Source organism: Sphaerospermopsis sp. LEGE 08334, assembly GCF_015207205.1.
Lineage (GTDB): Bacteria > Cyanobacteriota > Cyanobacteriia > Cyanobacteriales > Nostocaceae > Sphaerospermopsis.
Map to the genome: position 1 here is coordinate 20101 of NZ_JADEXH010000056.1, position 7366 is coordinate 27466.

At 36.0% G+C, this 7366-nt stretch carries 12 protein-coding genes; 4 read left to right on the top strand and 8 right to left on the bottom strand.

Going from position 1 to position 7366, the window contains the following annotated elements; translation table 11 throughout:
- Window positions 1-474: 474 nt before the first annotated feature.
- Window positions 475-2049 carry a photosynthetic/respiratory NAD(P)H-quinone oxidoreductase subunit D1 gene (ndhD1, locus tag IQ237_RS23045; protein WP_194059343.1) on the top strand — a complete coding sequence of 525 codons (1575 nt, stop codon included), beginning with the start codon at window positions 475-477 and terminating at the stop codon, window positions 2047-2049.
- 59 nt (window positions 2050-2108) lie between these two features.
- Here the strand turns inward: ndhD1 and IQ237_RS23050 are convergent, their stop codons facing one another.
- Window positions 2109-2540 (bottom strand): DUF29 domain-containing protein, encoded by a 432-nt coding sequence (locus IQ237_RS23050; RefSeq protein WP_194059344.1) that lies wholly within the window; start codon window positions 2538-2540, stop codon window positions 2109-2111.
- A 51-nt stretch (window positions 2541-2591) separates the two neighbouring features.
- Window positions 2592-2846 carry a BrnA antitoxin family protein gene (locus IQ237_RS23055; RefSeq protein WP_194059345.1) on the bottom strand — a complete coding sequence of 85 codons (255 nt, stop codon included), beginning with the start codon at window positions 2844-2846 and terminating at the stop codon, window positions 2592-2594.
- 297 nt (window positions 2847-3143) lie between these two features.
- Between IQ237_RS23055 and IQ237_RS23065 the strand changes: the two genes are divergently transcribed.
- Window positions 3144-3395, top strand: a complete 252-nt coding sequence (locus IQ237_RS23065) for a hypothetical protein (RefSeq protein ID WP_194059349.1) — start codon at window positions 3144-3146, stop codon at window positions 3393-3395.
- Window positions 3396-3466: 71 nt separating this feature from the next.
- Here IQ237_RS23065 and IQ237_RS23070 read toward each other — a convergent pair whose 3' ends face one another.
- Together IQ237_RS23070 and IQ237_RS23075 are read right to left on the bottom strand one after the other, a co-directional pair.
- Window positions 3467-3736 carry a type II toxin-antitoxin system RelE/ParE family toxin gene (locus IQ237_RS23070; RefSeq protein WP_194059351.1) on the bottom strand — a complete coding sequence of 90 codons (270 nt, stop codon included), beginning with the start codon at window positions 3734-3736 and terminating at the stop codon, window positions 3467-3469.
- Window positions 3733-3951: a hypothetical protein gene (locus IQ237_RS23075; RefSeq protein WP_194059353.1), complete on the bottom strand. Its 219-nt coding sequence runs from the start codon at window positions 3949-3951 to the stop codon at window positions 3733-3735. The genes IQ237_RS23070 and IQ237_RS23075 overlap by 4 nt, the downstream gene beginning before the upstream one ends.
- A gap of 253 nt (window positions 3952-4204) precedes the next feature.
- On the opposite strand from IQ237_RS23075, the gene IQ237_RS23080 reads away from it, so the two are divergent.
- Together IQ237_RS23080 and IQ237_RS23085 are read left to right on the top strand one after the other, a co-directional pair.
- Window positions 4205-4729, top strand: a complete 525-nt coding sequence (locus tag IQ237_RS23080) for a hypothetical protein (protein WP_228020644.1) — start codon at window positions 4205-4207, stop codon at window positions 4727-4729.
- A 31-nt stretch (window positions 4730-4760) separates the two neighbouring features.
- Complete coding sequence (locus tag IQ237_RS23085) at window positions 4761-5318, top strand: hypothetical protein (protein WP_194059355.1); 558 nt, start codon at window positions 4761-4763, stop codon at window positions 5316-5318.
- Window positions 5319-5467: 149 nt separating this feature from the next.
- Here the strand turns inward: IQ237_RS23085 and IQ237_RS23090 are convergent, their stop codons facing one another.
- The 4 genes from IQ237_RS23090 to IQ237_RS23105 form a co-directional block, all read right to left on the bottom strand.
- A complete protein-coding gene (locus tag IQ237_RS23090; protein ID WP_194059356.1) occupies window positions 5468-6145 on the bottom strand; it encodes a Uma2 family endonuclease in 678 nt (225 codons plus the stop codon).
- A gap of 220 nt (window positions 6146-6365) precedes the next feature.
- The gene (locus IQ237_RS23095) at window positions 6366-6638 is read right to left on the bottom strand and encodes a BrnA antitoxin family protein (protein ID WP_228020650.1); all 273 of its coding nucleotides are present in this window, start codon (window positions 6636-6638) and stop codon (window positions 6366-6368) included.
- Window positions 6607-6894 carry a BrnT family toxin gene (locus IQ237_RS23100; RefSeq protein ID WP_194059360.1) on the bottom strand — a complete coding sequence of 96 codons (288 nt, stop codon included), beginning with the start codon at window positions 6892-6894 and terminating at the stop codon, window positions 6607-6609. The genes IQ237_RS23095 and IQ237_RS23100 overlap by 32 nt, the downstream gene beginning before the upstream one ends.
- 74 nt (window positions 6895-6968) lie before the next feature.
- Entirely contained in the window at window positions 6969-7238 is a 270-nt protein-coding gene (locus IQ237_RS23105; protein ID WP_194059362.1) for a lipopolysaccharide assembly protein LapA domain-containing protein, read from the bottom strand.
- Window positions 7239-7366 lie beyond the last annotated feature (128 nt).

Sequence of the window (7366 nt, forward strand, 5' to 3'; positions counted from 1 at the left end):
CAACTGATATTTCTTTTTACTTGCTCTTACCTAATTTAAAATTTCTATATTCATATCCTGCAAATCCTATAATCCTGGATATCATGATTCTGACAAATAATCTCTGATTATTAACACAGATAAACTTAAAAAAATAAAAATTGCAATAAAAATAAAAATAAAATTTTGTAAATTCTCTCATCTTGTCAATACCCATTGATAAATTTGAGAATTGTAAAGAATTTGGACTTTTTGAGAAAAATGCCATTTAATGTAAAACAGATGCCATCATAGCTCAATCAGAGCCAATTGGTGGGCAATTTACCTACCAGATACAACCCAGTCGGTAAATATCCTCTACCGGGGCATCTGGTAGCATGGGAAATTGCCAATTTAATTAAATCAACCTAACAATAAAGGGAAATTTGGTAAAAAGCTGTTAATTAATAACTAGGACTTTTTGCCAAAGATGATTTTAATCCTAGACAAATTGTGATGAATATAACTAATTTCCCGTGGTTGACGACGATTATTCTTTTACCAATAGCCGCGTCACTACTTATCCCCATCATCCCCGATAAAGATGGTAAAACCATCCGTTGGTATGCCTTAATTGTCGGTTTGATTGATTTTGCCCTCATCATTGCCGCTTTCTACTTGGGTTATGATTTCTCTAACCCTGACTTACAAATGGTAGAAAGTTATTCCTGGATACCACAAATAGATTTGAAGTGGTCTGTGGGGGCTGATGGTTTATCCATGCCTCTGATTATTTTGACGGGTTTTATTACCACTTTGGCGGCTTTGGCAGCATGGCCTGTTACCTTCAAACCCAGGCTATTTTACTTTTTACTTTTAGCCATGTACGGTGGCCAAATTGCCGTGTTTGCAGTCCAGGATATGCTGTTATTCTTCCTGGTGTGGGAATTGGAGTTAATTCCGGTTTACCTACTGCTGGCTATTTGGGGTGGTAAAAAACGCCATTATGCAGCGACTAAGTTTATTCTCTACACCGCCGGCGGTTCGCTGTTTATTCTTCTCGGTTCTTTGACGATGGCGTTTTATGGTGATAATGTCACCTTTGATATGCAGACACTCGCCCTCAAAGACTACGCCCTCAATTTACAACTGTTACTATACGCTGGTTTCTTAATTGCCTACGCTGTTAAGTTACCTATCATCCCTCTGCATACTTGGCTACCAGATGCCCACGGGGAAGCTACCGCACCTGTGCATATGTTATTGGCTGGTATTCTGTTGAAAATGGGTGGTTATGCCTTAATTCGCATGAATGCCCAAATGTTGCCAGATGCCCATGCTTATTTTGCCCCGGTGTTGGTAATTTTGGGGGTAGTTAATATCATCTATGCGGCGTTAACGTCTTTTGCCCAACGTAACCTGAAGCGGAAAATTGCCTACTCTTCAATATCTCACATGGGTTTTGTTACCATTGGGATAGCCTCTTTTACCGATTTAGGTTTAAGTGGTGCAGTTTTACAAATGGTTTCTCACGGGTTAATAGGTGCAAGTTTATTTTTCTTGGTTGGTGCAACTTATGACCGGACACACACCTTGATGTTAGATGAAATGGGTGGTGTTGGTAAGCGGATGAAGAAGATTTTTGCGATGTTTACTACTTGTTCAATGGCTTCTTTAGCATTGCCAGGAATGAGTGGTTTTGTAGCAGAATTAATGGTGTTTGTGGGTTTTGCCACTAGCGATGCTTATAACCCTACATTTAAAGTCATCGTTATTTTCTTGATGGCAATTGGTGTGATTTTAACCCCGATTTATTTGCTGTCAATGTTGCGAGAAATATTCTACGGACAGGAAAACGAAGAGTTAGTTTCTCACCAAGCTTTAATTGATGCTGAACCCCGTGAAGTGTTTATCATTGCTTGTTTGTTAATTCCCATTATTGGGATTGGTTTTTATCCCAAGTTGCTAACACAAATGTACGATTCTACAACTGTACAATTGACGGCAAGATTACGGGATTCTGTGCCAACTTTGGCTGCTAAAAAAGCGGTGGAACAGGTTTCTTTAACTGCACCTATAATTGGTGAATAGTTGTTAGTTATAATTGCTAATTAGGGTGGGTTTGATACCTGCCCTTTTTTTTTAACTTTCTATTCTGGTAGCCAGTCTTCATCTAAAACTAAATCTAATTCATAAAGACATTCTTCTGGAAATGTGGAAATTATCAAACCCGTTTGTTTGGCTGCTTGACGACGTGCTTTTTCATAGCTGTCTGTTAATTGTTCTGGAGGATAATTTTTAAGACTGGGACTATCTTTTATAGTTAATTCAATTTGAGTGCGTGCATCTGTAATAGAATCTAGCCAACTATCGGAACGTCGTTGGGGTTGATATTGCCATTTAAGTAGGTGTAAAAGTAGGCGAATTAATTGGCTAGAAATGGATCTTTTTTCACTTTTACCCAAGTCGGAAATCTCCTCAATTAAATGTTCTTTGTCTATTTCTTGCCAGCGATTTTCTAGTAATAGTTTTGCGGTTTCTTCCAGCCACATATTGAAATCTGTCTGATAAGTTACAGTCATTTTTAGTTTACCTCTTTGTTTGAAGTAATTGATCTATTGCTGTGAAATTAATCAGCCTATCCGTTTTAATTCTTCTCGTAAAACTCGCCTTAATGTATCTTCTAAAGGTTCACGACGCTGCTGGATATATTCTTTTAAAGCATCGTTAATTAATATTTGGTAGTTTTCACCACCTGCTTGATGAACTTGATCTCTAAACCATGCGAGTATTTCATCATCTAAACGAATAGTAATTCTGTTTTTTCCGGGTGCTGTTGGTTCTATTGCTCCCCTTTTTCTTTGGCTAAAATCATATTCTGATTCCATAATTTTTCTCTATCCCACTGGTATGCCATCTAATTCTATTGTATGCACATTCGTACGTATTATCAGAAGAGAAATATTTAAGTTATGGAAAAATTTTAGCTTTTAGCGATCGCTCTTTTTTGTTTCGAGCAATAACTCAAGAAAGGGAAAAAGGTTTACCAATAGATATCATTATGCTGACTGTATGTATAGTATTTAAAATTACATTGATAAGAGTTGTTTACGCTATTCACAAGTACATTTGTTCTGTATTATCATAAATATGATATCCTCAATTTTTCAATAGGAGTAAATTGTATGTCAAATCATAGCGGAAGTTATATGTTAAATGAGGTAATTTCAATTTTGAGACGTGAAAAGTGTTTTGATCATTTGGAGCAAGAAAAGAAGCAAAATTTAATTGAAGAAATTGTCAACTTAGCTCGTTATGAAGATGATTGTAATTCGGGGGAAATTTTAGAAGGACATACAGATTATTTTCAGATATGTTATTGTTGTTTGGCAAAAACTAATGATCTTGAATCTGGTCTTTGTGTAAAATGCAGGTAATTACATAATATATCGCTCTTTTTTGTTTCGCGCAAAGACGCAAAGAAGGAAAATAAGGATTTTGGCAGTAATTATAACTGAGATAATAGCTTGTCATAATCTGCATGAGTACCAATCCAAAACCAGATGATACCACTTTCGTTTCGCACACCTACAGCACGATAATTTTTACTAACACGAGCAGAATAAATAGGTAAGTTGGGATGCACTGACTTGAAACGTAGGCTAGGATGCCAGGGATCTTCTTTAAATTGTCGGTAAGCTGTACGTGCTTGCTGCTGTACTTGCGGGGGAAGATCAGCGTATAAGTTACGAAATTGAATAGTTGTTTTCGACTTCACAGGTTTTCTGGATCTAATTCTAAAGTTTTACCTGCTTGATCTTCTGCTAATGCTGCTGCTGCAAGTTTGGCAAGTACATCATGAGATTTTGCAAATGCTTGATCCCATCGGCTTTCGTCTTCTATTTCTTCAAGGATGAGTAAGGCAATTCTATCTTGTTCGGTTTCAGGAAGTTGTTTTATTTGTGCAATGGCTTTTTCTAGTAATTGAGTCATAGCTAGTAAGCTGTTGTGATTAGGTGTTGTTAATTATTGTACTTTAGTTAAAGGTTGTTGGTGCGATCGCTCTTTTTTGTTTCGCGCAAAGACGCAAAAAAAAGATACATTAATTTCAGTTTGTCTCAAGACATGAAAATAGATGATGTACTGAAATTGCTAAAAATTTATTTTATTATACTAAATAAGTAAAACTACGGTTACTGGTTTTGACTAGACAATGTTAATTTTATATTTATTTAATCTTTGTAAAATGAAGGAAGATATGCTCATGGAAAGTGGAAAGTTATCTGTAGCACAAGCTAAATTAAAAATGACCATTTGGAATGCAGAAGCAGAAAGCACTTCCAGTAGTGATTTTTACTTGTTGCTGCAAGAAATGGGTTTACCTGAAGAAGTTGTGACAAGATTACATCAGCTTATAGGGACAACTATAAAAGTAGGTAAAAAAGCTGTTTCAATAGGTAAGGTGGTACTGACAAAAATAATTGAATTTGTGAAAGCACACCCTTTTCTTGTCACAAGTGTTGGAATATCTGCCGTTGTCGCATCTGCCATATACAGTTTAATAGTTTCGATTCCATTTTTAGGTCAATTATTAGAACCTGTGGCTAGGGCTTTAGGAATTGGTATTGTTGTGACTGGAGCAGTTGTAGGACATACACTTGATAAAAAATTTGCTGGTGTAGGACAAAATATTGTTGAAGTTGCAAGCGAATTTTTTAAACTTCTGATTGATGTTTTTAGTGCGGTTTCCTATGAAGTAGCTTTTACCTAAATTGGCTCAAAAATTTAAACTGAGGAATTTTATGACAAGGAAAAAACTTACTAAAGAAGAATTGCTCAAAGCAATTGAACAGCTAGAAAAGAATCCTCATGATAGAATGAGTTTTTTAGCAGATATTGGTGCTATTGGTGTTGGTGCTATTGGAGCAGGTGCAGCAGCATTTGCTTTTGGAGGAACAACAGCTTCTATCTTATTTGGACTAATTGCTGTACCAGTTGCAGCACCAGTAGGGGTAGTTGCTGGAGCAGCACTATTAGGTGGAGCAGCACTTTTTGGAGCAAAAAGGTTTCTATTTGATGGAACATATCAGCAAGGTAAGCGAGAAGAAATGCTGAGACAGTTCAAAGATAAACTACGAGAAATAGAAAACGAAGAGAGAAAATCTACCATTAGTGACAAAAATAAGACTGAGTTTTACAGTTTCCTAAAAGAGCCATTAAAACTGGATCTAATAAGTGCTGAAGAAGCTCAAAAATTAATGGAACTGGTAGAAAAAGGTGAACTTTCCCTCAGTGATGCTTACCAACTTGTAATAGACATCTTATCTGAAGTAAAAGGACTACCACCATCCAAAAGTTAGGGGTTTAATTTATATGATATCAACAGCCTGTTTCTACAGGTTTTTTTATTATATTTTTATACTGAAATGGACTAACTAGATATCTAGGAAATAAATTCCCTGTCTAAAAACAAAAGTCGGTTAAAACCGACCATTCTTGTTTTTCATTATCACTCTATTTCATCAGGATTCACACCTAAAGCCTTTAATTTTTCAGCCAAAAGTTGCGTTTTTCTCCTTTCTGCGGCTAAAGCTGTTTCTGCTTGTTCCAGAAGTTGAGAAATTTCCAGATATGAAGAAAACTTATTCCCATCAGGACGATAAATTTGTAATTCTTCCCCTGATAAATCAAACTTAATTCCTAACCGGGGACTAACCCAATTTTCCATTTCCGAAATGACATCTAAACCATCTTCCGTTCTTAACCATCCTGTCAACTGATTATTTTGAGGATTATAAATATAATATTCTTCTACTCCATATCTTTCATAAAATATCAATTTTCTCTCCATTTCGGTTTGCGAATTACTAGGAGAAAGAATTTCAAAAACTACTTGGGGTGCAATATTATTTTCTTGCCATTGTAAATAAGAACCGCGTTTACCCTTTGGTCGTCCAAATACAACCATAACATCTGGTGCATTGACTATATAATTTTTCCCTTCAATGGGATACCAAAATAAATCACCAGCCACAAAAACATCAGGGTTATCTGCAAATAACCAATCTAAATTTTGTTGAATAACTAATATCCAACGAAACTGTTCTGTATTATTAGCCATTGGTTGTCCATCACTGTCTGGGTAGATGACCTCTGATATATTTACAGGTAGAGGTTGAGTAACCATAACTTTAAATTAGTTAGTTGTTTACTTTAGCAATATTTTATCACTAAACAATAGATACCCTAATTCTTAATAATATCCAGGGAATAAATTCCCTGTCTAAAAGCAAAAGTCGGTGAAAACCGACTAACAAAAAATCTCTCTTCCTCCTCTCTGCGCCTCTGCGCCTCTGCGTGAGAAAACCCCTAAAAATCCTCATCATCAATAAAACACTCTATCCAACTTACTTAACCTCAGACACAGAAAAAGCCTTATTTGCTTCAGCATAAATCTTTAAAGCAACCGCCATTTGTTGTTTAGCATTATCTCCCTGTGCTTGAAACCAAGCCAAAGTTTCAGGATCAACTTCAATCATAATTTTTACAGGTGATTTAGGCATTCGCAACTGTGCTTTTTCAAAAAACTCATCCGACAAAGGAGGAATATCAGAAGTATCAATTTCCTCATCACTCATCGCATCAATTCTATCCCAGTCTGTTTTTGAGGTATTGTTCATAGCGTTTTCGTTCATGAGAAATTGCCTTTCTTAATGAAATAATCCTAACTATATTCACATCAGGTTCAGTGTAGACAACAACTATAACCCTGCCATCAAGTAGTCCAATACCAATATATCTTGCTTCACTATAATCTTGTCGTTCATCAATATAGACAAGCATAGGTAAATTAAAAATTCGGTAAGCATCAGCAAAATCAAAACCATGCTTTGTAATATTACTTTGGTTTTTACGCTCATCCCATTCAAACTCCATAGACTCAATCTACCACACTAATTGCTAATTCTCTCTTCCTTTCTGCGCCTCTGCGCCTCTGCGTGAGAAAACCCCTAAAAATCCTCATCATCAATAAAAAACTCCGCCTCCTCATCAACCCTAGATTTCGACTCACCCAAACCCCAAAGAGACTGCAAAACCACCCCACCAACCAAACCCACAGCCACCCAAAAAGCCAACATCAAACCAAAAGGAACTTGTATAGATTGAAAAACCAAAAACCTTAAAGATACAGGAGTAGCATTCTGCACAGAAATGAGAGCGATCGCCAACACCCAACCAGCTATAACTATAGAAATAAATAAATTCACAAACATTTTCATAATTTTATATATAAAAAAGGAGTCAGGAGTCAGGAGTTATTTATTTTGGATTTTGGATTTTGGATTTTGGATTGTTTTTGTTATCTCCAATCTAAAATCTAAAATCTAAAATCTAAAATATTCTCCCC

Excerpts from the sequence above, each read along its gene's own strand:
- ndhD1 (WP_194059343.1), top strand. The coding sequence starts at position 475 with ATGAATATAACTAATTTCCCGTGGTTGACGACGATTATTCTTTTACCA.
- IQ237_RS23050 (WP_194059344.1), bottom strand. The coding sequence starts at position 2,540 with ATGACTGTAACTTATCAGACAGATTTCAATATGTGGCTGGAAGAAACC.
- IQ237_RS23055 (WP_194059345.1), bottom strand. The coding sequence starts at position 2,846 with ATGGAATCAGAATATGATTTTAGCCAAAGAAAAAGGGGAGCAATAGAA.
- IQ237_RS23065 (WP_194059349.1), top strand. The coding sequence starts at position 3,144 with ATGTCAAATCATAGCGGAAGTTATATGTTAAATGAGGTAATTTCAATT.
- IQ237_RS23075 (WP_194059353.1), bottom strand. The coding sequence starts at position 3,951 with ATGACTCAATTACTAGAAAAAGCCATTGCACAAATAAAACAACTTCCT.
- IQ237_RS23080 (WP_228020644.1), top strand. The coding sequence starts at position 4,205 with ATGAAGGAAGATATGCTCATGGAAAGTGGAAAGTTATCTGTAGCACAA.
- IQ237_RS23085 (WP_194059355.1), top strand. The coding sequence starts at position 4,761 with ATGACAAGGAAAAAACTTACTAAAGAAGAATTGCTCAAAGCAATTGAA.
- IQ237_RS23090 (WP_194059356.1), bottom strand. The coding sequence starts at position 6,145 with ATGGTTACTCAACCTCTACCTGTAAATATATCAGAGGTCATCTACCCA.
- IQ237_RS23095 (WP_228020650.1), bottom strand. The coding sequence starts at position 6,638 with ATGAACAATACCTCAAAAACAGACTGGGATAGAATTGATGCGATGAGT.
- IQ237_RS23100 (WP_194059360.1), bottom strand. The coding sequence starts at position 6,894 with ATGGAGTTTGAATGGGATGAGCGTAAAAACCAAAGTAATATTACAAAG.
- IQ237_RS23105 (WP_194059362.1), bottom strand. The coding sequence starts at position 7,238 with ATGAAAATGTTTGTGAATTTATTTATTTCTATAGTTATAGCTGGTTGG.